This window comes from Campylobacter armoricus (assembly GCF_013372105.1).
Classification (GTDB): domain Bacteria; phylum Campylobacterota; class Campylobacteria; order Campylobacterales; family Campylobacteraceae; genus Campylobacter_D; species Campylobacter_D armoricus.
The window spans coordinates 522,553-546,903 of sequence record NZ_CP053825.1; the positions used below are offsets into that span (position 1 = coordinate 522,553).

A 24,351-nucleotide genomic window follows, 5' to 3' on the forward strand; every position below is an offset into this window, starting at 1 on the left:
TTAAAAGTATTTTCTTAGTACATCAGGAATTCTTATGTTTCCATCTTTTTCTTGATAATTTTCCATAATAGCTACTAAAGTTCTGCCAACTGCTAATGAAGATCCATTTAGCGTATGAACTAATTCATTCTTACCTTTATCATTTTTAAAACGAATTTTTGCGCGTCTTGCTTGAAAATCTTTGCAATTTGATACGGAGCTAATTTCGCGATATTTATTTTGAGATGGAATCCAAACCTCCAAATCTATTGTTTTTGCAGCAGAAAATCCTAAATCTCCAGTACAAAGCATTAAATGTCTATGGGCTAATCCCAAAGAACTTAATAAATCACTAGCGCAATTTAACATTTCCTCAAACATTAATTCGCTTTGTTTGGGTTCGCATATACTGACAAGCTCTACTTTTTCAAACTGGTGTTGTCTTATAATTCCTCTAGTATCCCGACCAGCACTTCCTGCTTCTTGTCTAAAACAAGCACTATAACAAGTCATTTTTAAAGGCAATTCTTCTTGAGTTAAAATCTCATTAGAATAAAGGTTTGTAACAGGAATTTCAGAAGTTGAAATGAGATATAAATCTTCATTTTCTACTTTATACATATCATCTTTAAATTTAGGAAGTTGTCCTGTGCCATACATAGTTGCACTATTTACCAAAAATGGCACATTCACTAGTTTAAAGCCTCTACTTCTATTAAAATCTATCATATAATTTACTAAAGCACGACTTAATAAGGCGCCATCGTCTTTAAGTACGCAGAAGCGACTTTGTGAGATTTTAACCCCTCTTGTAAAATCTAGCCAATTTAAATTCTCACCCAAATCATGATGTTCTTTGATCTCAAAATCAAAACTAGGTGGAGTTAGAACTTTTTTTAATTCCACATTTTCATCTTCGTTCTCTCCAATAGGCACACAATCATCAGGTATATTTGGAATAGCGATTGCAATTTCTTCAAGTTTTTCTTCAAGATTGGTGACTATTTTTGATTGAGTATTGATTTTTTCTTTGTTTTGACTTAGCTGAATTTTCAAACTTTCTTTATCATTGGCACTAGCAAGCTCTTTGCTAAATTTATTTTGGAAGGCTTGAAATTCTTCTAAAAGTGCTTTTTCTTTTTTTAAATTTACAAATAAATCACTAAGCTCTTTGAGTAAATTTTCATCAACTTTTTTAGTTTTTAATTTTTGTGTAATTTCATCAAAATTATTTTGTAAAAGTTTTAAATCTAACATTCTAACTCCTTTTATAATCCTATTTTAGCATAAATTTTTTCCATTGTTTCTCTGGCTTGTTTTTTTGCATTTTTTGCTCCATATTCTAATATTTCTTCAATTTTTGATGGATTAGCTAATAATTTCTCATATTTATCTTTAGCTGGAGCAAAATATTCACCAATAACTTCATTTAAATACATTTTAAAATGTCCATAGCCTTCACTACCTTTTTTATAACGACTTTTTAAAGCCTCTTGTTCTTCTTTGTTTAAAAAAAGTTTTGCAATTTTAAATACATTACAATTTTGCCAATCTTTTGGATCTTCTAAGGCTGTGCTATCTGTAATGATGGAAGAAATTTGTTTTTTAATATTTTTTGGAGTATTGAAAATGTCTATAGTATTTTGATACGATTTACTCATTTTAGCTCCATCGGTACCAGGTACCACCGCAACTTCATCATTAACTTTAGCTTGAGGTAGGGTGAAAATTTCACCCCATTCATTATTTACTTTTAAGGCTATATCTCTTGCAATTTCAACATGCTGAATTTGATCTTTGCCTACAGGAACTACTTGAGCATTAAAAAGTAAGATATCCGCAGCCATTAAAACAGGATAAGAAAAAAGTCCATGATTGGCATTTAAACCTTTTGCTATTTTATCTTTATAGCTATGCGCTCTTTCTAAAAGTCCCATAGGTGTAAATTGAGAGAGAATCCAGTAAAGCTCCATCACTTCTTTCACATCACTTTGTAGCCAAAATACACTTTTTTGTGGATCAATTCCTAAGCTTAAAAAAGCTGCCGCAGCTTTAAGCGAATTTTGTCTGAGTTTTTCTCCATCAAAACTTGAAGTCATAGCATGATAATTTGCTATAAATAAATACATTTGATTTTCTTCTTGCATATTTAGCATTTGTTTTATAGAGCCAAAATAATTTCCTATATGTAAATCTCCACTTGGTTGCAATCCTGTAATAACTCTCATTTTACCTCTTTTTTAATTTCTTTTATTATCTCTTGAATGCTTTTATTTTCAACATCAATAATTATATTTGCTTTTTTTTCATATTTTTGAATTCTTTGCTCAAATAACTTTTTAGCATTATTTATATTTGCTAATAAGGGTCTAGTAGATAATTCTTCTTTGTTTAGTCTTTGTAAGAGATAATCAAAACTGGCTTTTAAATACACGATAATACCAATATTTTTTAACTTTTTTTGCTCTATAAAGCCACCGCCGCTTGCAATAGAGCAATTTTGTATATTAGTTAAAAATGAAATAAGCTTTTTTTCCTCATTACGAAATACTTTTTCTCCATATAATTTAAAAATTTCATTAATTTCAAGATTAAATTTTTCTTTAATTAGAGCATCTGTATCTAAAAAGATTTTATCATTTTTTTTTGCATAAGATCTTGCTATAGTAGTTTTACCACAGCCCATAAATCCAACAAAAAGGAGATTATCCTTCTTGTTCATCTTTACTACCTTTTTTTCTTGAAGCTAAAACCAAAGGTACACCTTCAAAATTAAAATGTTTTCTAATTTGATTTTGCAAATAACGCTTATAACTAAAGTGTAAGGCTTTTGGTCTATTCATAATCAAAGCTATTTTTGGCGGTGCTAAATCATATTGAACTGCATAATAAATTTTCACTAATTTACCATAATCATGTGGTAAAGGATGTGCTTTGGTGGCTTCTTCTACTAAAGTATTTAATTTTGCGGTTGAAATTTTTTGTGTGAAATTTGCAAAAACTTCTAAAATTTTATCCAAAAGTACATGTATTCTTTTACCGCTTAATGCACTAACACTTATTATAGGTGCATAAGCTAAGAATTTAAAACGATCTAGTTTTAATTCTTTTATAGTTTTATCAAAATCAAGTTCGCTTTTGTCCCATTTATTTAAAACGATAATTACACCTAAATAATATTTAGCAGCAAGTCCTGCTATACGCTCATCTAATTCATTAAAACCTTCAGCTGCATCCAAAACTAAAAGTGCAATTTGGGCATTAGCTAGGGCATATTCAGTTCTATTTAGTGCGTAGCGCTCTAAACCTTGTATTTTACCGCGTTTTCTAATACCTGCAGTATCTACAAATTCGATGATTTTATCTTTGTGTATAATGCTTTCATTAACAGGATCAATCGTTGTTCCTGCTATATCGCTTACTACAGAGCGTTCTTCTTTGACTAAAGCATTTAAAAGACTTGATTTTCCTACATTTACTCTACCAATAATCCCTACTTTAATATGATTTTCATTGATGGCTTTTAATTTAAAATCCCCACTATTTTCATCAAAATTTTCCAAATAGCTTTCAAAATCTTCTTCCTCGTCCGCATTTAAAAAATTTTCATTTAAAAATTTACTAGCCCACATACAAAGCTCATCAATGCCTATATTATGTGTAACTGAAATATTAAAAACTTCTTTTACGCCAAAATTCGAAAATTCCCAAGATCTTTCTTCATCTTTTTTATTGTCTATTTTATTAATTATCAAAGCTATAGGTTTGTTAAGTTTTTTCATTTCATAAAAAAAAGCTTTATCTTCATCATCTGGCAAAAATTTTCCATCTACCATATAAAAAATAATATCACTATTTTTAGCAGCCTTAAGTGAATTTGCTTTGACATTTTTAAAAAGTTCATTACTCTCATCAAGCCCACCACTATCTATCAATAAGGCTTTTTTACCATCAATTTCTACTTCTATTTTGTTAGTATCTCTTGTAGTTCCACTTATATCACTAGTTATAGCTATACGCTTTCTTGCAAGTCTATTAAAAAGACTTGATTTTCCAACATTTGGCTTTCCTATCAAAATAATACTTTGCATCTATACCCATTTTTCAAAATTTTTATTTGTGATTATATAAAAATTGCCTTAAAATTAAGCAAAAAAGACTAAAATAACATGAATTTTTATATGGAAAATATATGTTAAGAATAATTAAGAAGAATTTAGGTATATATTTTATGATTATTGCTTCGATAGAATTTGCACTTGTAGGTGCTTGTGCGAAAATTCTAAGCGAGGAAATTTCATCTATTGAAATTATGTTTTTTAGAAATATCATAGGCACTGCTTTTATGCTTTATGCTCTTTCAAAATTAAATTTTCACAAAAGCGGTGGGCATTTAGGTTTGCTTATATTTAGGGGTGTTATAGGGACAATTGCTTTATATCTTTTCTTTTATAATGTTGCTAATATTTCTTTAGGAGGTGCTTTTGCTTTTCAAAAAACTGCACCTATTTTTATAGCTTTGATTGCTTTTTTCTTTTTTAAAGAAAGTTTGGGTTTGAAGGCCTGTTTTGGTATTTTGGTCGCTTTTATAGGAGTGTTATTGATTTGTCAGCCTTTTGCAGATAGCACTATGCACTCAGGGTTTGATTTAAAAAATAGTATTTTAGGAATTTTAAGTGGATTTTGTGCAGCATTGGCACTAACCAGCGTAAGAGAGCTTAGAAAATCATATCCTGCTCCTTTTATAGCTTTATCTTTTGTTTTAATTGGCACCCTTATGCCTTTAATATCTATGATTATAGGTTCTTTTTATGATATAAAAGAGCTTGACTTTTTAATCGCTCCTTTTATTATGCCTAGTTTTAGAGCTTGGATTTTTATTATTTTAATGGGAATTTTTGGTGCAATGTATCAAATTCATGTTACTAAAGCTTATGGGGTTGCGAAAAAAGCAGGTGTTGTGGCAGGGGTTAGCTATATAGATGTTGTTTTTACTTTATTTTTAGGTATATTATTAGGAGATGAATTTCCTAGTTTTATGGTTTTTATAGGAATTTTTAGCATTATTTTAGGAGGGATTGTTTTGGTTAGCAAGCAAGGTAAAGGGAAGAAAAATGAAAAATAAAATAGATTTAATATATGGCTTAGAAGATAGACCGCCTTTTTCTAGAGCATTTTTTGCCGCATTAGTGCATTTAATGGCTATGTTTGTAGCTGTGATAACACCTGCGTTGCTAATTTGTAAAGGTTTGGGTATAGATGATGGCAACACAGCTAGAATTATTTGTATGTCGCTTTTTGCTTCAGGGGTTGCTTCGCTTTTGCAGATTAAAACTTGGGGACCTATAGGGAGTGGGCTTTTGTCCATTCAAGGAACTAGTTTTAACTTTGTTGCACCTATTATTTTAGGTGGACTTGTTTTAAAAAATAATGGCTTATCTCAAGAAGCTATGCTTGGAGCTATTTTTGGAACTTTAATGCTTTGTTCTACTACCGAAATGATTATCTCTCAAATTTTACCATTCATTAGAAGAGTAGTATCACCTTTGGTTTCTGGTATAGTAGTGATGATTATAGGGCTTAGTTTGATTAATGTTGGTCTTGTAAGTGTTGGTGGCGGGTTTAGTGCTAAAGCAAGTGGTGAGTTTGGTTCTTTACAAAATTTATTATTAGCAGGAGTTGTGATATTAAGTATTATTGTTTTAAATCGTTTTGATAATGCTTATATAAGAATTTCTTCTTTGTTTATAGCTATGATTATAGGGCTTTTAGTAGCTATGACTTTTGAAAATTTTAGCTTTAATTTTAATGAAAATTTGCCTTTAGTGTTTTTACCTGTTCCCTTGCATTATGGCTTGAGTATTGATTATAATCTAATTTTGCCTTTGATTTTAGTTTTTATGGTAACTTCTTTAGAGACCATTGGCGATATCAGTGCTACCAGTGAAGTTTCAAATCAACCGGTTAAAGGTGAGCTTTATGCGAAAAGATTAAAAGGCGGGGTTTTGGCTAATGGTTTTAATTCTTTTGTTTCAGCCTTTTTTAACACTTTCCCAAATTCATGTTTTGGACAAAATAATGGTGTTATAGCATTAACAGGTGTTGCAAGTCGTTATGTAGGATTTATTGTGGCTTTTATGTTGATGATTTTGGGTTTGTTTCCTATTGTAGCAGATATTACTTTGCAAATTCCAGAGCCTATTTTAGGAGGAGCAACTTTAGTGATGTTTGGAACTATAGCAGCAACTGGAGTTAGGATTATCTCTAAAGAAAACTTAAATCGCCGTTCTATTATCATCATAGCTATGAGTTTAGGTATAGGACTTGGAGTTTCTAATAATCCTGATATTTTAGAATTTATGCCAATGTGGTTTAAAACTTTATTTTCTTCAGGGATTGCAGCAGGCGGGATTACAGCTATTATTTTAAATTTTGTTTTCCCCCTTGAAGAAAATGAAAAAAATAAAGTAAAATAATAAAAAAATAAGGAAGAGATATAATGAATAAAATGATATTAATTGCAGGTCCTTGTGTGATAGAAAATGAAGAACTTGTTTTTAAAGTCGCACAAGAATTAGAATGTTTTTTAAAAGATGATAGGATTGATTTTTATTTTAAATCAAGTTTTGATAAAGCAAATAGAACTAGTATTAATAGCTTTAGAGGACCAGGTCTTGAAAAAGGTTTAGAAATTTTACAAAAAGTTAAAGATAAATTTGGCATGCAAATTCTTACTGATATCCATGAGAGTTCTCAGGCAAGTATAGCTGCTGAAGTTGTAGATGTTTTGCAAATTCCAGCGTTTTTATGTAGGCAAACTGATCTTTTAGTAGCTGCTGCTAAAACAAAAGCTAAAGTAAATGTTAAAAAAGGGCAATTTTTAAATCCTGATGATATTAAATACAGCGTGGCTAAAATTTTACAAACTAGAGGTGTTAATGAGGAAGGTTTTGAAGTAGCAAAAGAAAATGGAGTTTTTGTGGCTGAGAGAGGTTCTAGTTTTGGTTATGGAAATTTGGTTGTAGATATGAGGAGTTTGGTTATCATGAGAAAATATGCACCGGTCATTTTTGATGCTACTCATAGTGTGCAAATGCCTGGTGCAAATGGTGGAAGTAGTGGGGGTAAAAGTGAATTTGTGGAACCTTTAGCAAGGGCTGCTGCTAGTGTAGGTGTAGATGGATTTTTCTTTGAAACACATATCAATCCTTGTAAGGCTTTATGTGATGGACCAAATATGCTTGATCTTTCAAGACTTAAAAGTTGTGTAAATACACTTTTAAAAATTCAAGAAATTATTTAGAAAAGGAAAAATATGAATATAATAGAAGGAAATTTAAGCTTAAAAGGTGATGAGAAAATTGCAATTATCAATGCAAGATTTAATCACATTATCACAGATCGTTTAGTTGAAGGTGCTAAAGATGCTTTTTTAAGACATGGAGGTAAGGAAGAAAATCTAAGTCTTATTTTAGTTCCTGGTGCTTTTGAAATTCCTTTTGCGCTAAAACAAGCTTGTGAGAGTAAAAAATTTGATGGAATTTGTTGTGTTGGAGCGGTAATTCGAGGAAGTACTCCGCATTTTGATTATGTTGCAGCTGAAACGACTAAAGGGGTTGCAAGTGTAGGGCTTAGTGCAAACACACCCGTGAGTTTTGGAGTTTTAACAACTGATACTTTAGAGCAAGCTATAGAAAGAGCTGGAAGTAAAGCAGGAAATAAAGGTTTTGAGGCTATGCTTACTGTGGTTGAAATGCTTAATTTAATCCAAAAAATTAAGGTTTAAAATGGCAACTAGACACCAGGTAAGACAAAGCATAGTTTCTTTGCTTTATGCAGCACAATTAAATCAAGAAAATAAAGATTTTATTAATGAATTTTTAGATGAGAAAAAAATTCGTAATGACCAAAGAAAATTTACATTAGATTTGTATAATGGTATCAATGAGCAACTAGCTTTTCTTGATGAAGAAATTAATAAGTGTTTAAAAGAGTATAAATTAGATGGAGTAGCTAGTATAGAAAAAGCTATTTTGCGTTTAGGTGCTTATGAGATTTTATTTACTCAGACTCAAAAAGCAATTATAATTAATGAGGCTATAGAACTTGCGAAAGAAATGGCAGGAGATAATGCTCCAAAATTTATTAATGGGGTGTTAGATAAAATTAATAAGGAAGCAAAATGAAGCTTTGTGTGGCTTTTGATGTAGCAAGTTATGATGAATGTATAAATTTAGCTAAAGAATTAAAAGGTTTAGATCTTTGGGTTAAAATAGGGCTTAGGTCTTATTTAAGAGATGGGGTTAAGCTTTTAGAGGCTATTAAAAAAATAGATGACTTTAAAATATTTTTGGATTTAAAACTTTATGATATTCCAAACACTATGGCTGATGCTTGTGAAGAACTTGCAAAGTTTGATGTGGATATGTTTAATATCCATGCAAGTGCTGGGAAGAGTGCTATGTGTATGATTATGGAGCGTTTAAATGCTTTAGACAAAAGACCCTTGGTACTTGCCGTATCTGCCTTAACTAGTTTTGATGAGCAAGAATTTTTTAGTATATATAAGCAAGATATTAGGCAAGCTGTTAAAGAATTTTCTAAAATTAGTTATGAAAGTGGTCTTGATGGTATGGTTTGTTCTGTATATGAAAGTTTATTAATCAAAGAAAATACCAATTCAAATTTTATTACGCTAACTCCAGGAATTCGTCCTTTTAAAGAAAATTCAGACGATCAAAAAAGAGTAGCTGATATACAATGTGCTAAAGAAAATCTTTCAGATTTTATTGTAGTTGGAAGACCTATATATAAAGCAAAAAATCCTAGGCAGGTTTGTGAGAATATTTTAAAAAGCTTATAAAAATAAGCCTTAAAGGCTTATTTTAAATATATTTTCATTTTTTGATTTTTTAGAACGATATTTTCTTCATCTTTAACAATTTTAAATTCTCCATTAAAATTTCTTAAGAAGTTGTCTTCAAATTTCATAGATTCTTGATCACAAAGCATTTTTGTTGAGGCTAGATTGTCTTCTATTTTAATACTTTCCCCTTGGTCTTTGTAGTTTCCAAAAAATCTATTACATGCTGCTGAACCGAATACTCTTTTATCTTTATTATCAAAGCTGATACTAGCTTTTGCATTTTGTGGAACTTCAAAAGTTTTACCATTAGCCTCGTAAGAACTTATTATAAATTCTTTATCTTGTAAATCACTCACACTTAAATTTGTCACAGAACACCCACTAAAAATAGCCAAACTTGCTAAACTTAAAAATAATGTTTTTTTCATTTTTATTCTCCTTTGTATTATACATGAAAATGTTTTAATTCATCTTCTAAATTTTGGCAAACTACATTTAACTCATGCGCAACATTAAGTAAAATTTTCGAAATTTCTTCATTTTTATCACTTAGTTTTACCGTTTCTTGCATTTTATCAAGTAAAGATTGCAAAGTTTTTTGTGTGCTTGAAATTTTTTGCATACAAGCATTTGCTAAATCTCTTGCATTTTCATTGCAAAGTTTTACTTCATTAGTACCTTCTACAAGATTTTTTGCATCTTGATTTAATGAATTAATTTCTTTAGCGTTATGTTTTAATTCTTTCGATACCTCGTTAATACTATCTACTAATTGTTTGGTAACCAAAGCTATATTTTTCAAAAATTCCTCTGAATTTTGAGCTAGATTTCTAACATCTTCAGCAATAACTGAAAAACCTCTTCCAAATTCTCCAGCACGAGCTGCTTCGATACCTGCATTTAAAGATAAAAGATTTGTTTTGTCTGCAATTTCACCCATCATATCGGAAGCTTTTTTAATTTCTTCTGCTTGTTTTTCCATAACTTCTACTTTTTGCGACAAAACATCTTCATTCTCTGCAGCAATTCTTACTTTATCCACTACTTGGCTTAAAGAATTAAGCATAGTGTTTAATACTTCAAATGATTTTGTATTTGCTTTATTTGCATCACTTGAGAGTTCTGAGAGATCTTGTAATTCTGTATGAATTTGTTCGCTTAAATGGTATGATTCATCTGTTTTAGTGTGCCCTTCTTTGGTTCTATTTGCTAGATCTAGGGCATTTGAATTTAGAAGTTTAGATTGCTTATCAACCATTTGAGAGTTTTCATTAGTTGCAATTACTGTATTTTGAATTTTTTCAATAAAATGATTGATATGAGTACAAGCTTGTCCTATCTCATCACTACTTTTTATATTAATTCTTGCTCTTAAATCCCCATCTCCACTAGCTAATTCTTTAGCGTGTTTTAAAAGATTATTAACCGGCGTTCCAACTACTATTTTTAAAATATAAAGAACTGCAAATACTGTAAAAATCAAAGCAATGCTAAAAATAATAATATAAGTTCTAGCTGAGCTTGTTAAATCATCATCAATATGTTTTAAATCGTTATACATATCCATAACACCTAAAACATCACCTTCTTTAGCATTTGCATGACAAGCTAGGCAACTTTCATTGGCAATTAATGGGCGTATTAATCTTAGATAATGTCCTTGATCGTTGTTTATTTCAATAGTTTTGATTTCTGGTTTATTAAATTGTTCGTTGATTAAATTTTCATTGCTTTTTGCAAAATGTTTCATTTCAAAAAGTTCAATTGTACTTTTTGATGGATAAATTTTTATATCTTTTATGCCTTCAATTTCTCCTGCTTCTTTTATTGCTTGTTCTATTATAGTAGAATCACCTAAATTCATAGCCATTCTTAATGTTTGAAAAACGGAAGTACTTAGAGTGTCTAAATTTGCACGACTAATTTTGTTTGTTGTTTGTTGAGAATCTCTTTGCAAAATAATTTGCATTATAATAAAGCTAATTAATAATGTAGAAATCATTGCTAAAGATATTTTAGCACCTATGCTTTTAAACATTTAAGCTCCTTTTTAATGTAAAAAGTGTCTTATACCACTAAAGTATAATGCTATTCCATATTCATTAGCAGCTTGGATAATATCTTCATCTCTAATACTACCACCTGGCTCCACTATGGCTTTTACTCCTATTTTACTTGCTTCATCTATACTATCTCTAAATGGAAAGAAGGCTTCGCTTGCTAAAACACAGCCATTTAAATCAAGTCCCATTTCTCTAGCTTTATTAATAGCTGCTTTGGCTGCATCAATACGACTTGTCATACCCATTCCTATGGCTACCATTGCACCATTTTTTACATATACCACATTGTTGGATTTGGTATATGTAGCAATTTTCATAGCAATTTCAAGATCTTTTAGTTCTTGCTCGTTAGCTTCTCTTTGGCTTTTTAAAATAGCATTTTTCAACTCATCTTTTTTTACTTCATCACTATTTTGATATACAAAACCACCATCTATATGTTTAAAATCATATTTATCGTAAGCTCTTATTAAAAATGGTGATTTTTGAGTAAATATTTTAATACGCTTTTTATCTTTAAATACTTCTAAAGCTTCATCATCTACATTTGCGGCGATAATTACTTCTATGTAAATTTCATTGATTTTTTGTGCTAATTCTTTATCTAAGGTTCCATTGATTGCTACAACTCCACCATAAGCGCTTAAAGCATCGCATTTTAATGCATGGATATAACTTTGAAGTAAATTTTCTTTTATAGCAAAACCGCATGCATTTGCGTGTTTTATTATGGCTACTGCAGGAGCTTTGTCAAAAGCACTTGCTAAATTTAATGCCGCATTGATATCTGTTAGATTATTAAAACTTGCTTCGCCTTTTAATGTTATAAAATTATGTGTAAAGAAACTATCAAATTCATATAAAGCACCTTTTTGATGAGGATTTTCTCCGTATTTTGTGTTAAACACTTTTTGTCCTACTATAAATTTATTTTCTCCAAAACCATTATTAAAGCGCTCATTCATATAATTTGCTATATAAGCATCATAATTTGCTGTATGCTCATAGGCTTTTATCATTAAAGATCTTCTAAAATTAATATCTAAGGTATTATCTTTTAAAGCCTGAATAATTTTATCATAATCTAAAATATCACAGACTACTATTACATTTTTAAAATTCTTTGCACCACTGCGTATCATAGCAGGACCACCTATGTCTATATTTTCTACAATTTCATCAAAATCTTGAGTTAAAATTGTAGTTTTTTTGAAGGGATATAAATTTACACAAAGCAAGTCTATACTTTCGATATTGTACTCTTCAGCTTGTTTTTGATGGTTTTCATCTTCTCTTTTATATAAAATTCCACCGTGGATTTTGGGATGTAAAGTTTTAACACGCCCTTCAAACATTTCAGGACTTTGGGTGAATTCACTTACCTCTTGTACTTGTAGATTATTTTCCTTTAAAAGTTTATAAGTGCCACCTGTGGATAGAAGCTCAAAACCTAATTTTGCAAGTTCGCTAGCAAATTCTACAACACCTTCTTTATCACTTACACTAATTAGTGCTTTCATCGTTTTTCCTTTCTAAATATTGTTTTAAAAATTCATAAGATTCATTAATCTCTTGAAATTTTCTAACACCTTCTTTTACTTTAGTTTCATCGCTATTATTGGCATTTAAAATATCAGGATGGTATTTTTTTGCAAGTTCTCTATAGCGTTTTTTTAGTTCTTCTAAACTTGTATTTTCACTTAATCCTAAAATTTCACAAGCTTTTTGCAAATTCATATTTTTAGTATGCATTTGCATAGAATTTAAAAGTTTTTCAAGAATGCTATTATCAAGCTCGAATGCCTTGATAATAGTTTTTAATACATTTTTTTTTGTGCTATTAATATTACCATCAATTAGAGCCATAGCAACTAATACATTTAAAATATTAATTCTTTCTTGATGAGGTAGGGGGACTTCTTTGATAAGTTCTTTTGCTATATCATAGGTATTATTCAATGTGTTTTTATGCTCATTAAAGCATTGTTTTAAAAAATCTCTTTCTTTGTTATCTTTAGCATTATAATCAAGAATTTGTGAGATCATGTTTGCTTCGTTTTCGCTAACCCTACCATCGCTTTTTGCTATTTTTGCTAAAAGCGCTATAACATAATAATTTAATCTTCTTTTAAAACCATCAATTTTTTCTTCATGATATCCTTGTTTAAAGCCTTGGGAAAAACTTTTAGCTCCTTTTTTAAAAGAACCTAAAAAATCATCTTTCCCCCAAGTTTTATAATACCAATAAAATGCCAAAATAGCTAATATTAAAAAAATAAAAAACATTTTTATCCTAAATATTCATTAAATTTTTGAAAATAAATTGTTTGTAATTTTGCTAAACTTATCTTAATATCATCTAAAATAAAATCTTTTTCAGCTAAAATTCCAAGTTTTGTAAAATTAATATTCATTTTTTTAACAAAATTAATAAATTTTTCTTCATTTTTTACTCCAACTATAACCCTAGTTGGACTTTCTTCAAAAATAAAGCTTTTGTTTTCAAAATTGGTTTTTGCATTAATGCCTAAATTAGCTTTGGCACTCATTTTAGCTAGAGTAATAGCAAGTCCACCTATGCCTATACTATTAGCACAATCTAGTAGATTAAGTTCGTTTGCTTCTAATAAGAAATTCCATAGTTTTAATTCTGCTTTAAAATCTATTTCATCAAGTGTCCCAGCAACTTTTTGATCCAGTACTTTTGCAATTAAAGAACCTCCAAAAGCACCTTTACTTTCACCTATTAAATATATAGCTTTAGTATTTTTACTAAAATATGATTTTAAAATATTTTCTGCTTTTTCATGTATTCCAACACAAGCTATAGTTGGGCTTGGAAAAATGCTTATCCCATCTGTTTCATTATATAAAGAAACATTACCACTAACCACAGGTGTATTTAGTTCTTTACAAGCTTGTTTAATACCTTCACAACCTTGTGCAAATTGCCACATTACTTCAGGATTTTGCGGATTGCCATAGTTTAAGCAATCACTAATTGCTAAAGGTCTTGCTCCTGAGCAAGCAACCTTTCTACCAGCACTTGCAACAGCTGCTGCTGCTCCTGTTCTTGGATTAACATAATTTAATCTTGAATTACATTCAATAGCCATAGAAAGCAAACAATTATTTTCTTTAACTCTAATGCTATTTGCTCCTAAAGCACCATCGCTTTTTAAAGTATTTGTTTGCACGCTTGAGTCAAATTGTTCATAGATATAAGCTTTATTGCTGACATTTTCATTTGCGAGTAATTTCTCGAAAGCCTCTTGTGTTGAAATATTCAAACTAAATTGATAATTTTTTATTTCTTCTAAGTATTTAGGTTTAGCTATAGGTCTATCTAGCATAGGTGCTTTTTCACTTAAAGGTTCAATAGGAATTAAACCTATCAAATCTCCATGCCAAAATAATTCCATTTTGCCAGTATCTGTAACTTCACCTATAATAGCCGCATCAAGTCCCCATTTACTGAAAATTTCTATGACTTTTTCTTCGCAACCTTTTTTGGCACAAATTAGCATTCTTTCTTGTGATTCACTTAACATTAATTCATAAGGAGTCATACCTTCTTCTCTCATAGGAGTTTTATCAAGGAAAAGTTTCATTCCACTGCCACTTCGTCCTGCCATTTCAAAGGAACTTGAAGTGAGTCCAGCTGCACCCATATCTTGAATTCCTACAATATAATCAGTTTTGAAAAGCTCAAGACAAGCTTCCATTAAAAGTTTCTCTGCAAAAGGATCTCCAATTTGCACTGTAGGTCTTAAACTTTTGCTAGATTCGTTAAAACTATCACTTGCCATTACAGCTCCACCAAGTCCATCACGACCAGTTTTGGAGCCTACATAAATTACAGGATTTCCTATGCCTTCAGCTTTTGCATAAAATATATCATCAATTTTGCAAGTTCCAAGTGCAAAGGCATTTACTAGTATATTTCCATTAAAGCATTCATCAAAAGCACATTCTCCACCTATAGTTGGAACTCCCATGCAATTTCCATAATGAGAAATCCCGCTTACAACACCCTTAACTAAGTATTTTTGATGTTTGCCTAATTTTTCATCATGAATATTGCCAAATTTTAAAGAATTCATACCTGCAACAACCCTAGCACCCATAGTGAAAACATCGCGTAAAATTCCACCTACACCTGTAGCCGCACCAGCAAAAGGCTCTATAAAACTAGGGTGATTGTGGCTTTCTACTTTAAATACAGCAGCCATACCCCCACCTATATCAATAACACCAGCATTTTCTCCAGGTCCTTGTATAACCCATGGTGCTTTAGTTGGAAAACCATTAAGATATTTTTTACTTGATTTATATGAGCAATGCTCACTCCACATAGCTGAAATTACCCCAAGTTCAACTATATTAGGTTCTCTACTTAATATATTTATAATCTCTTGATATTCTTCATCACTAATTTTGTGTTGTTTTATAATTTCCTTATCCATTCTTTTCTCCTTTTTATTTCCCTAAACAAAAATTACTAAACATTGCATCTAAAATTTCATCTCTTTCAAAATTTTTAGTAAATTGTGCTATTTCATCTATAGCTAAATTTAACTCAAAAGCAAAAAGTTCTAAAGAATTTTCTTGTAGTAAATTTTTAGCTCGCAATATAGCTTCACTAGCATTTTTACAAGCATTAAGTATCAAGGTGTTACTTATCAATATTCCATCACCATCTAGAGTATTTAAATATTCATTTAAGTTTTCTTTAATGGATTTGGTATCTTTTTGAGCACAAATATGTATGCAAGAGGTTTTAATTTCATGTTGAAATTTAGATGGTAAATCACATTTATTTAAAATATAGATAATTTTTTTATTATAAGCTTTTAAAGCTTGTAAGATATGCTCATCTTCTTGTTCAAATTCTTTAGAATTATCAAATACAACTATAACAATATCAGCTTCTTTTATACTTTCATAACTTAAATTTATTCCAATTTTTTCTATTTCATCTTCTGCATTTCTAATACCTGCTGTATCAATAATTTTAATTAAATGCGAACCTATTTTTAAACTTTCTTCTATACGATCTCTTGTGGTACCTGCAACATTTGAGACAATGGCCCTATTGAAAGCTAAAAGTGAATTTAATAAAGAGCTCTTTCCTGCATTTGGTTTGCCAACTATGGTAACTTTAAAACCTTCTATAAGTCCTTTTTTGCTTAAAGAAATATCAACTATATCGTGTAAAAGTTTTGAATTTTTTTCGCACATACTTATAATTTGATTTAATAAATCTTGTGGTAAGTCATCATCAGCATAATCAATACTAGTTTCTACAAATGCAAGAGTTTGTACAAGCTCTGATCTAATGGTGTTTAAAAAAACACTTAGATCCCCTTTAATATTTTTTGCTATGATGCTTGCTGCACTTGTTGATTTTGACATAATAAGATCTTGTATGCTTAAAGCTTTTAAAAGATCCATTTTTCCATTCAAACAAGCTCTTTTGCTAAATTCACCAGGATTAGCAAGGCGCACACCTGATAAAATAAGTTCATCTAATAAAATTTCACTTAAAGAAAAACCGCCATGAAGTTGAAATTCAACTATATCTTCTCCTGTGAAGGAAAAAGGCGATTTGAAGTAAATTACTAAAGCTTCATCTAAAAAACTATTATCATTTTTATAAAGTTTGCATAAATGGGTATAACGAGGTTTGAGTTCTTTTTTATGAGTAAATTTTAATGCAAGCTCTAAAGCTTTTTCTCCGCTTACCCTAATAATACTTATAGAGCCCATACCATGAGCTGTAGCAATAGCTGCTATAGTGTCATTCATTCATTTTTCTTCAAAAAATCATTTACAACGATACATCTTTGATTATCGTTTTGTCTAATAGCTACATATTTATCTGGAAAGCGTTCTCTTAGTTTTTCTAACACTAATTTCAACCAAATCCCATCTAGTGGTTTGGTTTGAACCCTTCCTATGGTTTCTATTTTTTCTATAAGAATTTTTAAATAATTATCAATGGCTTGAGTTTGATTTTCTAAAAATTGTGCTATTTCAAGCCTTGGTTGAATTTTATATTTAGCATTTAGCCAATTGTAGAGTAAATAAGAAAAAGCCTTATATCTGTGTGCTTCCTTGCCTATTAATAAAGCAGCATCTTCGCCATCAAGTTTAATTAATACACAATTTTCGTCCCAAATACTAACTTGAATTACTTTTATATCAAAATCAAAAGTTGAAAGCAATTTTTCTAAAGAAAGTTTTATTTCTTCTATATATAAAGTAATATTTTTTTCCTCTTTTGATTCTTTATGAAAAGAATCAAAAATTACATCATTTTTTACTTTATAATATTCTTTAGATTTAGCAAGTGCTTCTACTGACTTTTGGAGACCATCTTTATCTTTTTTTAAATCATTTTTTTCATAATTTTTTGAAGTATGTTTATTATTTTTTTCATTTTGAGATTTTTTAGACTTTTCGATATGGTTTTTGTGATTTTTCTTGTGTCCTTTTATATAGATAATGGCATTTTTTTTAAATAAACCAAAAAACCCTGCTTTAGCATGTTGAATTACTTCATATTCTAGATCAATTACAGAGCACTCAAATTGCTTTGAAGCTTCTATGAGTGCTGTTTGCAAATCTTTAGCTTCTATGTTCATGTTTGGCTATTTCCTCTTTTTTGTGGTTTTTAAAAAGTTTATTAACAATTACTTGCTGAAGAAGTGAGCAAATATTATTTACACACCAATACAATGTTAAACCTGCTGGGAAAGTTAAGAAAAAGAATGTAAAAATTAAAGGTAAAAATTTCATAATCTTTTCTTGCATAGGATCTTGTATAGCCATTGGTGTGATAAGTTGTTGAACGAACATGGTAAGCCCCATAAAAATAGGCAAAATAAACCAAGGATCCATTACTGATAAATCCGTAATCCAAAAAGCCCAAGGTGCAGCTTTGAGTTCTATGGCATTAAGCAACACTCTATAAATTGCAAAAAATATAGGAATTTGTATAAGTATAGGCAAGCAACCACTCATTGGATTTGCACCGTGTTTTTTATAAAGTTCCATCATATGCAAATTCATTTTTTGAGGATCGCCTTTATAGCGTTCTCTAATTTCTTTCATTTTTGGGGCTAAATCTTTGAGCTTATTCATAGAAATCATTGATTTATAAGTAAGAGGGAAGAGAATAATACGCACTATTAAAGTCATTACAACAATAGCCCAACCCCAATTTCCCATATATCCATGTAAGAAATTTAAAAATTCAAACATAGGTTTAGCTATAAAAGTAAACCAGCCATATTCAACCACATCATCTAATCTTGAATCAATACTTCTTAAAACATCGTGTTCTTTTGAGCCTATATAGCCACTTGCTTTAAAAGTGTTATTTGCACTTGCGAATACAATGGAATTTTCATGATTATCTTTAGTAACTACCGCATTAAGAGGATTGTTGAAATTATAAAACAAAGCACTATAGTAACGATCTGAAGCTGCCATTAATGTTACATTAGAAAAACCTTCATCACTTTCTACATCACCATCTTCAAGCATGGTGATTTTATCATCTTTATCTAAAATTAAGACCCCATGTACTGTATAACTATCAACTGCTATATTTGGACGATAACCAGGTGTGATGAAATAAGGTGTATCTTTACTTAAAATTATTTCTAAGTCATAATTTCCGTATTTATGGAAAGTAATTTTTTTTGTTATAACTAGATTATTTAAATTTTGAGTAAGAACCAATGTTGTATTTTCATCATTTACATTGATAGATTTTTGATTTGCTGTAAAAGGTGTATTAAAGGCTTCTTGGTTGATTTTAGCATCAGAAAATCTCATTTCTAATGGTAAAGGTGATAAAGAAGTATCGACTAAATTAATACTTTTGCCATTTTCATCTTTGTATTTTTGATCACTTAGGTAAAATTTAGCTATTCTACCTAAAGAGTCAATATGTGCTTCAAAATGCTCACTTTTAACTACTGCAATTTCTACTTTTTGATTTACACTAAGCTCTGTCTTTGGGGCTTGTGTGTTTGTTTTTGTAGTAGCTTGTGGAGCTGAAGTATTTTGCTCAAATTGCGTTGTATTTTGCTCGACTGGTGTTTTTGGAATAAAAAAGTAATCATATACAACAAAAAATAAAAACGATAATACAACAGCTATTAGTATGCGTTTTTGCTGGGATAAGTTTTCTGACACGGATTGTCCTTTGAAAATATAATCTTAATTAAATAAAATTGATTATCTTCGCAAGGTATATATAAATAATTAAGTTGTTTTAAAGCATTAAATTTGGGCTTAAAACAAACACCTGTGTTTAGATTAATCTTGCGTATTTTTGGATAATCAATACCACCTCTGAAAAACGGATTACATTTTAAAATTCTTAAAAAAACTGCCACGAATGCTTTCAAAATATTATTTTTATCAAACTGCCATAATGCATATTCTGAACAAGTTGGATAATATCTACAACATTGAGGCTTTAAAGGGCTGATAATGAGCTGATAAAATTTAATTAGTTTTGCACAAACTACTTTATACATCTTATTTTTTTTAAACCCCATTTCAAGTTTTTTTCTAATTTTGCAAAAGAAGCTTCGGTGATACTTGTTTTAGCAACAAGTATATATTTTCCGTTTTCAACTTGATTTTTGACCTGAAAAAAAGCTGATCTTAAGAGCCTTTTGGCTCTATTTCTTACAACAGCTTTTCCTACTTTTTTACTAGCTACAACAGCAATTTTTTTTTCGCTACTTGGAATATAAAATATAATCATTCCTTCGCAGTGCCATTTTTTACCTTCTTTATAAATTGCTGCAAATTCTTCTAAGGTATTAATACTTAGAAAATCTTTTATACCGCTAATCTTTTTCTACCTTTAGCGCGTCTAGCATTAATGACTTTACGCCCATTTTTACTTTTCATGCGAACACGAAAACCGTGAGTTCTTTTTTTAGGGGTTTTATGTGGTTGATATGTTCTTTTCATATTTTTTCCTTAAACTTAAAATAAAAAACAAAATAATAAGCAAGTATAATAGCAAAATCTTACTTAAATCTGCTTTTAATTAAGAGTTATTTTAAAAGTTTTTGCTAAATTTTTGTATTTATTTTAAATTTTTACAAGGAAAAATAATGAAATTTGAAATTTGTGAGAGCAAAAAAGAGGATTTAGAAAAAATTTTAGAACTACTAAAAGAACTTGCTGTTCATGAGAATATGCTTGATGATGTAAAATGTACTACTAAAGAGCTTGAAGAATCTTTTTTTAGGCATAAATATGCAAATTCTTTAAGTTTGAAAGTAAATGGAGAAATTATAGGTTATGCAATGTATTATTTTACCTTTTCATCTTTTTGGGGTTTAGGTGGATTGTACTTAGAAGATATTTATATTCAACCAAAACATAGAAAAAAAGGATATGCTAAAGCTGTTTTTAAGTATTTAGCTAAAATTTGTAAAGAAAAAAATCTTAAACGATTAGAATGGGTGTGTTTAAACGACAATGATTTAGGAATTAAATTTTATACAGCATTAAACGCAAAGCATATGAATGAATGGAGAACTTATCGTTTAGAAGGGAAAAATTTAGAAGCACTAATGTGATGGATAAAAGAAAATTGTATTATTTAAAAGCATTTGGTTTTGAATATATAGAAGAGCAAATAAAAATTAAAAATTTTGATTTAAATTTTCAAGAATTAAGAGAAAAAATAAAAAATTGCAAACTTTGTCATTTTTCCAAACAACGAAAAAATGTTTTAATGGAAAAAGAAGCTAAAAACGCTAAAATTCTGATTTTTCAATCTTTTATAGATAAAGATGAAAATGAAAGTGGAAAGCTTTTTGCTTCAAAATCTAAACAAGAGTTTTTGCGAGTATGTAAAGAGTTTTTAAATTTGAATGAAGATGATATTTATTTTTCTTATATGTTAAAATGTTTTAGCAATTTTAAAGTAGAAGAGCAAGCTTTAAAATCGTGTTTGCCGTATTTTTATAATGAACTTGAGCTTATAAAAACAAAACTTATTTTATGTTTAGGCAAGGAAGCTTTTAATGGTTTAGGTTTTGAAAATTTTGAAAAATACAAAGGACAATGGTTGCGTTTTAATGATATGCTGCTTTTATCAACTTATGATTTAAATTTTGTAAGCAAAAATCCTAGTTTTTATGCTGAGTTTATAGATGATATTAAAAAAATAAAAGGATATTTATGAAAAAAAGTTTAGTTTGTTTAATGATGTGTTTTATTTTAATTTCAAATATTTTTGCTAAAGAACAAAAGCCATCACCCATAGAACCTAGTGAATCTTTTTATCCAAATTTAGAATTTCAAAACTGCGACAATGAGTGTTTATTTACTTTGTTAGAAACGGGACTTTATTTTAATTTTTTATCAAGATTTAATAACGATAATGCAAATGAACTTTTGGTAAATATCTATACAAAACTTTTAAATTCAATTATAGATTTTGAAAAAAGAATTCAAAAAAATGCAAGTATTAAATTGGCGATTATTATTCCAGAACAAATTATCAAAAGCTATTCCAATACTATAATAAATTCAAGTATTGCTTATCTTTTAAGACAAAGAGCACAAATAAAAGTAAAAGTTTTTTTAATAGGCACTGAAGATGAGAGTAAGATAGAAAAAGCTTTCAAACAGGTAAAAGATGAGAAGTTTAATTATGTTATTGCAGGTTTTACTGAAAAAGGTGTAAAAAATCTACTTAAAGAAGAAATTGATTCTAATGTTAAAATTTTTATCCCTACTGCTCACAAGAGATATTTTGATACTCAGAAGGAAAATATATATTTTGGAAGTATAGATTATCAAAAACAAATCCAAAAGCTTTTGGAATTTTCTAATGGAAAAAATATCATATTTTCAGAAGGAACACCTTTGGCAAGTCGTTTGGATGAAAATGTTTTAAATGTGGGTAATGGTGGTGAAAAAATTTATACCATTAACACTTCTAAATTTGATTTTAGAAGTATTTTAAATCAAAATAAAAGCTTTCAAGATGCAAGTATAGTTTTAAATACTTCTCTAATTAAAACAGCATTAATAAGTTCGCAATTAAGAACTTATGATATAAAACCTTATGTTTTATTATCTACTCAAATAAATTATAATCCTATTTTGTTAAGTTTAACACAAATTAATGATAGAAAAAAATTATTGTTGGCAAATTCTATTTCTAATGAAGATCAAACTTTAAGTTATTTAAATGAGCTTTTTTCGCAAAATATAAATTACAATTGGATAGCTTATACAACCAGTGTAGGGATTGATTATTTTTATACACAATACTTAGATAAAGACTCTCAAAGAATTTTTGATGAGGAGTTAAATAATAATCAATTTGATTATAAGGTTAAGATTATTCGCTCACAAGGCTTGGGTTTTGCTCCTTTACAAGATCAGTAAAAATTTTAACTATAGCTTCATCCATAGGAGTTACTTTTTCACTTTTCAAAAAAGCTAAAGTGATTTCAGCTTCAAAAAGCTTAGAATTTTTTTTATAAATTTCTTGTTTAATGCAAACTGAAGCTTTTTTGATTTTAGTGATAAAAGTTTTTATTTCGATAATATCGCCAAGTTTTGCTGGTTTTAAGAAGTTACAATTTGCTTTTGTAAGCAAAAAATGCCCATTATCTTTATTAAAAATAGCTATTTGTTTTTTAAAAAATATTTCACTTCTTGCTCTTTCGCAAAATTTCAAGTAATTACTATGATATACTACTCCACCTGCATCTGTATCTTCATAATAAATTCGTATTTTCATAAAAATCCTTTGATTTTAATACAAAATTGCACAATTATATAATTAAAAATATTTAAAATATTAATTATGCTAGGGTTTTGCTTCATAATAGATTATATAATAAATTTAAATTATTTAATATATTTTATTTAGATTTAAAAAAGCTTTATTTAGTTTTTGAATATAGTTTATGTTAAAATTATATTTTAAATCATAATAAAAGGAAAAATTATGGATATATCAAAATTTTTTTTAAAATTTACAGCTATTATGGCCTTTGTTTTTGGTGTAAGTGCAAATGCACTTAGCGAAGGTAAAGAGTATATTGTTTTAAAAACACCTATCCCAAATGCACAAAATTCTTTGATTGAAATTTTTTCTTATCGTTGTATTCATTGTTACAACCATCATCAATTTCATACTTTGGCAAAGGTTAAAGAAGCTTTACCAAATTTAAAATATGATCTTTTTTCGGTTAGTTCTATGAGTGAATATGGTGGAGTTTTAAATGAAATGTTTGCTCTAGCTTCTTTTAAGGAAAAAGCTTTAGGTAAAGATGCTGCAAGTAATGATAGTTTGACTTATAAATTAGCTGATGTTTATTTTGTAAGTCATTTTGAACAAAAGATAAATTTAAGTGATCTTGATTTTTTTTATAAAATTGGTTTGAATGCTATTGGTGTTAGTAAAGAAGAGTTAGAGAAATTTTTACAAACCAAAGAAGCTAAAGAAATATTAGTAGCTTATGATGTGGCTAATGATATTTCAAGAAATTACGGAACACCTGCTTTTGTAGTAAATGGAAAATATCAAATAAACCCTGAATATATTACTTCTTTAGAAGAGTTGATTCGTATTGTTGATGAATTAAGTAAAAATTAATTGTTTATCTTTAATGATAAACAATTAATTAATATTATTTAATTTATTTTTAATTTATATTATGTTAATTTTACTAAATGGCAAAATTGTTAATTTTGCTGAATTTTTACTTCAAGGAGAAATAATGACTTTTTTACAGAAAATCATTAGTGTTGCTATTTTAGCTTTTGGTGTAAGTGCAAATGCGCTTAGTGAAGGTAAAGAGTATATCACTCTTAAAACTCCTATAATAGGGGGGGGGAATGAAAATTCTCTAATAGAGATTTTTTCTTATCGTTGTACCCATTGTTATGATCATCATAAGTTTAATACTTTGGCGAAGGTCAAAGCAAAACTCCCAAACTTAAGATATGAAATTTTCCCAGTTAGCTCAATGGGGGATTATGGCAAACAAGCCAATGAACTTTTTGCTTATGCTGCTGCAAAAGATAAAATATCAAATACGGATGTAACTACAAAAGAAAGTTTGAGCCATAAACTCGCAGATGCTTACTTTACGGCTTATTTTAAGAAAAAACAAAGATGGGGTGCTGGAAAAGATCCTGAAGGTTTTTATGCTGTAGGTTTAAAAGCAATAGGTATTACTAAAGCAGAGCTTGATGAATTTTTATCAACTTCTCAAGCACAAGAAATTTTAAAATCATATGAAGTAGCTAATGATATTTCAAGAAATTACGGAACACCTGCTTTTGTAGTAAATGGAAAATATCAAATCATTCCTCAGGCAATAACTTCTCCAGAAGTTTTGGTAAAAATCGTTGAAGAATTGATTAAAAAGTAGG

The 24,351-nt window shown here is 29.1% G+C and carries 27 protein-coding genes; 11 read left to right on the forward strand and 16 right to left on the reverse strand.

Annotated elements, in window-relative coordinates; genetic code table 11:
- The 4 genes from serS to der are packed head-to-tail and all read right to left on the reverse strand — an operon-like array spanning position 1 to position 4,070.
- The gene (serS, locus tag CARM_RS02705; RefSeq protein WP_139424693.1) at positions 1 to 1,236 is read right to left on the reverse strand and encodes a serine--tRNA ligase; all 1,236 of its coding nucleotides are present in this window, start codon (positions 1,234 to 1,236) and stop codon (positions 1 to 3) included.
- Positions 1,237 to 1,247: 11 nt separating this feature from the next.
- Entirely contained in the window at positions 1,248 to 2,207 is a 960-nt protein-coding gene (gene trpS, locus CARM_RS02710; protein WP_139424696.1) for a tryptophan--tRNA ligase, read from the reverse strand.
- Entirely contained in the window at positions 2,204 to 2,701 is a 498-nt protein-coding gene (locus tag CARM_RS02715; protein ID WP_139424697.1) for a shikimate kinase, read from the reverse strand. The genes trpS and CARM_RS02715 overlap by 4 nt, the downstream gene beginning before the upstream one ends.
- Positions 2,685 to 4,070 (reverse strand): ribosome biogenesis GTPase Der, encoded by a 1,386-nt coding sequence (gene der, locus CARM_RS02720; RefSeq protein WP_139424700.1) that lies wholly within the window; start codon positions 4,068 to 4,070, stop codon positions 2,685 to 2,687. Before der ends, CARM_RS02715 begins: the two co-directional genes overlap by 17 nt.
- 101 nt (positions 4,071 to 4,171) lie before the next feature.
- On the opposite strand from der, the gene CARM_RS02725 reads away from it, so the two are divergent.
- From CARM_RS02725 to pyrF, 6 genes are read left to right on the forward strand one after another with little or no spacing between them, the layout of a single operon-like run.
- Positions 4,172 to 5,104 carry a DMT family transporter gene (locus tag CARM_RS02725; protein ID WP_139424701.1) on the forward strand — a complete coding sequence of 311 codons (933 nt, stop codon included), beginning with the start codon at positions 4,172 to 4,174 and terminating at the stop codon, positions 5,102 to 5,104.
- Positions 5,094 to 6,455: a uracil-xanthine permease family protein gene (locus CARM_RS02730; protein WP_139424703.1), complete on the forward strand. Its 1,362-nt coding sequence runs from the start codon at positions 5,094 to 5,096 to the stop codon at positions 6,453 to 6,455. Before CARM_RS02725 ends, CARM_RS02730 begins: the two co-directional genes overlap by 11 nt.
- Before the next feature lie 23 nt (positions 6,456 to 6,478).
- On the forward strand, positions 6,479 to 7,282 hold the full coding sequence (gene kdsA, locus CARM_RS02735) for a 3-deoxy-8-phosphooctulonate synthase (RefSeq protein ID WP_139424705.1): 804 nt from the start codon (positions 6,479 to 6,481) through the stop codon (positions 7,280 to 7,282).
- A gap of 12 nt (positions 7,283 to 7,294) precedes the next feature.
- Positions 7,295 to 7,765 (forward strand): 6,7-dimethyl-8-ribityllumazine synthase, encoded by a 471-nt coding sequence (gene ribH, locus CARM_RS02740; protein ID WP_139424707.1) that lies wholly within the window; start codon positions 7,295 to 7,297, stop codon positions 7,763 to 7,765.
- A 1-nt stretch (position 7,766) separates the two neighbouring features.
- A complete protein-coding gene (gene nusB, locus CARM_RS02745; RefSeq protein ID WP_139424709.1) occupies positions 7,767 to 8,165 on the forward strand; it encodes a transcription antitermination factor NusB in 399 nt (132 codons plus the stop codon).
- Positions 8,162 to 8,842, forward strand: coding sequence for an orotidine-5'-phosphate decarboxylase (gene pyrF / locus CARM_RS02750; protein WP_139424711.1), 681 nt, complete (start codon positions 8,162 to 8,164; stop codon positions 8,840 to 8,842). Before nusB ends, pyrF begins: the two co-directional genes overlap by 4 nt.
- 17 nt (positions 8,843 to 8,859) lie before the next feature.
- On the opposite strand, the gene CARM_RS02755 is transcribed toward pyrF, so the two are convergent.
- The 11 genes from CARM_RS02755 to rpmH are packed head-to-tail and all read right to left on the reverse strand — an operon-like array spanning position 8,860 to position 19,908.
- Positions 8,860 to 9,273: an META domain-containing protein gene (locus CARM_RS02755; RefSeq protein WP_139424713.1), complete on the reverse strand. Its 414-nt coding sequence runs from the start codon at positions 9,271 to 9,273 to the stop codon at positions 8,860 to 8,862.
- Between the two features lie 17 nt (positions 9,274 to 9,290).
- The gene (locus tag CARM_RS02760; protein WP_139424716.1) at positions 9,291 to 10,883 is read right to left on the reverse strand and encodes a methyl-accepting chemotaxis protein; all 1,593 of its coding nucleotides are present in this window, start codon (positions 10,881 to 10,883) and stop codon (positions 9,291 to 9,293) included.
- 12 nt (positions 10,884 to 10,895) lie between these two features.
- Positions 10,896 to 12,428 carry a bifunctional phosphoribosylaminoimidazolecarboxamide formyltransferase/IMP cyclohydrolase gene (purH, locus tag CARM_RS02765; RefSeq protein ID WP_139424718.1) on the reverse strand — a complete coding sequence of 511 codons (1,533 nt, stop codon included), beginning with the start codon at positions 12,426 to 12,428 and terminating at the stop codon, positions 10,896 to 10,898.
- Positions 12,412 to 13,194, reverse strand: a complete 783-nt coding sequence (locus CARM_RS02770; protein ID WP_139424720.1) for a DnaJ domain-containing protein — start codon at positions 13,192 to 13,194, stop codon at positions 12,412 to 12,414. Before CARM_RS02770 ends, purH begins: the two co-directional genes overlap by 17 nt.
- Before the next feature lie 2 nt (positions 13,195 to 13,196).
- Positions 13,197 to 15,374 carry a phosphoribosylformylglycinamidine synthase subunit PurL gene (gene purL / locus CARM_RS02775; protein WP_139424722.1) on the reverse strand — a complete coding sequence of 726 codons (2,178 nt, stop codon included), beginning with the start codon at positions 15,372 to 15,374 and terminating at the stop codon, positions 13,197 to 13,199.
- A gap of 13 nt (positions 15,375 to 15,387) precedes the next feature.
- Positions 15,388 to 16,716: a tRNA uridine-5-carboxymethylaminomethyl(34) synthesis GTPase MnmE gene (mnmE, locus tag CARM_RS02780; protein WP_139424724.1), complete on the reverse strand. Its 1,329-nt coding sequence runs from the start codon at positions 16,714 to 16,716 to the stop codon at positions 15,388 to 15,390.
- Positions 16,713 to 17,555 (reverse strand): Jag N-terminal domain-containing protein, encoded by an 843-nt coding sequence (locus CARM_RS02785; RefSeq protein ID WP_139424726.1) that lies wholly within the window; start codon positions 17,553 to 17,555, stop codon positions 16,713 to 16,715. Before CARM_RS02785 ends, mnmE begins: the two co-directional genes overlap by 4 nt.
- Positions 17,539 to 19,116, reverse strand: a complete 1,578-nt coding sequence (yidC, locus tag CARM_RS02790; protein WP_139424728.1) for a membrane protein insertase YidC — start codon at positions 19,114 to 19,116, stop codon at positions 17,539 to 17,541. The genes CARM_RS02785 and yidC overlap by 17 nt, the downstream gene beginning before the upstream one ends.
- Complete coding sequence (yidD, locus tag CARM_RS02795) at positions 19,080 to 19,463, reverse strand: membrane protein insertion efficiency factor YidD (RefSeq protein WP_139424730.1); 384 nt, start codon at positions 19,461 to 19,463, stop codon at positions 19,080 to 19,082. Before yidD ends, yidC begins: the two co-directional genes overlap by 37 nt.
- Positions 19,451 to 19,777, reverse strand: coding sequence for a ribonuclease P protein component (gene rnpA, locus CARM_RS02800; RefSeq protein WP_139424732.1), 327 nt, complete (start codon positions 19,775 to 19,777; stop codon positions 19,451 to 19,453). The genes yidD and rnpA overlap by 13 nt, the downstream gene beginning before the upstream one ends.
- The gene (gene rpmH, locus CARM_RS02805) at positions 19,774 to 19,908 is read right to left on the reverse strand and encodes a 50S ribosomal protein L34 (protein ID WP_012661270.1); all 135 of its coding nucleotides are present in this window, start codon (positions 19,906 to 19,908) and stop codon (positions 19,774 to 19,776) included. Before rpmH ends, rnpA begins: the two co-directional genes overlap by 4 nt.
- A gap of 143 nt (positions 19,909 to 20,051) precedes the next feature.
- On the opposite strand from rpmH, the gene CARM_RS02810 reads away from it, so the two are divergent.
- From CARM_RS02810 to CARM_RS02820, 3 genes are read left to right on the forward strand one after another with little or no spacing between them, the layout of a single operon-like run.
- Positions 20,052 to 20,525 (forward strand): GNAT family N-acetyltransferase, encoded by a 474-nt coding sequence (locus CARM_RS02810; protein WP_236633234.1) that lies wholly within the window; start codon positions 20,052 to 20,054, stop codon positions 20,523 to 20,525.
- The gene (locus CARM_RS02815; RefSeq protein WP_161593800.1) at positions 20,525 to 21,136 is read left to right on the forward strand and encodes a uracil-DNA glycosylase family protein; all 612 of its coding nucleotides are present in this window, start codon (positions 20,525 to 20,527) and stop codon (positions 21,134 to 21,136) included. Before CARM_RS02810 ends, CARM_RS02815 begins: the two co-directional genes overlap by 1 nt.
- Positions 21,133 to 22,350 (forward strand): hypothetical protein, encoded by a 1,218-nt coding sequence (locus tag CARM_RS02820; protein ID WP_139424738.1) that lies wholly within the window; start codon positions 21,133 to 21,135, stop codon positions 22,348 to 22,350. Before CARM_RS02815 ends, CARM_RS02820 begins: the two co-directional genes overlap by 4 nt.
- Here the strand turns inward: CARM_RS02820 and CARM_RS02825 are convergent.
- Complete coding sequence (locus CARM_RS02825; RefSeq protein WP_139424740.1) at positions 22,304 to 22,708, reverse strand: YbgC/FadM family acyl-CoA thioesterase; 405 nt, start codon at positions 22,706 to 22,708, stop codon at positions 22,304 to 22,306. The two genes, CARM_RS02820 and CARM_RS02825, sit on opposite strands and share 47 nt — an antisense overlap.
- A gap of 210 nt (positions 22,709 to 22,918) precedes the next feature.
- Here CARM_RS02825 and CARM_RS02830 point away from each other — a divergent pair, with 210 nt between their 5' ends.
- Both CARM_RS02830 and CARM_RS02835 read left to right on the forward strand, forming a co-directional pair.
- A complete protein-coding gene (locus CARM_RS02830; RefSeq protein WP_139424742.1) occupies positions 22,919 to 23,569 on the forward strand; it encodes a thiol:disulfide interchange protein DsbA/DsbL in 651 nt (216 codons plus the stop codon).
- 124 nt (positions 23,570 to 23,693) lie between these two features.
- Positions 23,694 to 24,350 (forward strand): thiol:disulfide interchange protein DsbA/DsbL, encoded by a 657-nt coding sequence (locus CARM_RS02835; protein WP_176300990.1) that lies wholly within the window; start codon positions 23,694 to 23,696, stop codon positions 24,348 to 24,350.
- Position 24,351 lies beyond the last annotated feature (1 nt).